1 protein-coding gene is annotated in these 1221 nt (G+C 42.5%); it reads left to right on the top strand.

The window, feature by feature from the left end; all coding sequences use genetic code 11:
• Positions 1–457: 457 nt before the first annotated feature.
• Positions 458–1093, top strand: coding sequence for a histidine phosphatase family protein (locus tag ACO0K1_RS20165; protein ID WP_423028988.1), 636 nt, complete (start codon positions 458–460; stop codon positions 1091–1093).
• The last annotated feature ends 128 nt before the right edge of the window (positions 1094–1221 follow it).

Below are 1221 nucleotides of genomic sequence, written 5' to 3'. Positions count from 1 at the left end.
GCATCATCTGCTTAAGGATGGCCTCCTTGCGTTCTGCTGGATAACGATTCACTGCATGTCTTTACTCCGCCCCAATACGGTTGATGTGAATTAATTGACGCGACATCTATCCTGACATAGGGGGGAAATGAGTTGATGAAAATAAAAATCACCGACGACCAAGTTCTTCTGTTTCAGGGAATTTTTTTAATTGCTCAATGCTTTTGGATTGGCAAACAAATTCGACAGCTTTTTTGAAATACGTGGAGGATGTAGAAGACTTAAAGAATCTAAGCATCAATAAAATACTAAAATTATCAATGGCAGGCGATATACATCATTGCTTCATTCATACCATTTTCAGGCGTGCTTGATAATAGTTTAGGCTAATAGCGTGTCGAATTCCGCCATGCCAAAAATAATTACTACGCAATCCCAGATGTATAATTTGTCATCCCTAAAAAACTAAGGAGTGACCATGGAACATTCATTATTCATTACAAAAACAATCTCAAAAGTAATGCCGACAATAACAATTGTGGCATGTGTATTTTTAAGCTCCGGGAATTGTTTTGCCGATGAAACCATTGTTATGATTCGCCATGGAGAAAAACCTGACGCAGGACTGGGTCAACTTAATTGCCAGGGATTAAACCGCTCGCTGGCGCTTCCGAAAGTTTTAAAGCAAAAATTCGACACACCTACCGCGATCTATGCTCCCAATCCTGGAATTCAAAAAAACGATAGAGGCACACTTTACAATTACATACGCCCTCTAGCCACAATAGAACCCACTGCAATTAGCTTGGGGATGCCAGTGAATACCCAATTTGGGCTGGATGATATCGGCAGATTAAACACAGCCCTGCTCTCGCCCGCCTACGCTAATGCCACAATAATCGTTGCGTGGGAACACCGTTTAGCCGAAGAAGCTGCGCGCAATATTTTGGCGATGAATGGTGGCGATCCTGCGACCGTGCCAACCTGGAAGGGAAATGATTTTGATAGTATTTATATCGTCGATGTAAAAGCGAACTCAAATGGTCAACGTATCGCGAGCTTCCGTTTGGATGCGCAAGGACTCAACCATTTATCCACCAACTGCAACAATTAGAATTCGCGAGTTCAACTATGAAGTGCAACTGAAGATAAATGGTTAAAGGTGGGAAGATGCAGTAGCATCCGGCCTTCCAGACCTCCAAGTCAAAGTTGCCCGAAATGACATACACACATCTTACCCAA

This window comes from Undibacterium sp. SXout20W, assembly GCF_049340285.1.
Classification (GTDB): domain Bacteria; phylum Pseudomonadota; class Gammaproteobacteria; order Burkholderiales; family Burkholderiaceae_D; genus Undibacterium.
The sequence above is the reverse complement of the archived record's forward strand: the minus strand, read 5'-3'. Positions and strand labels throughout refer to the sequence as shown.

Coding starts and splice junctions, on each gene's coding strand:
- ACO0K1_RS20165 (WP_423028988.1), top strand. CDS start 458: ATGGAACATTCATTATTCATTACAAAAACAATCTCAAAAGTAATGCCG.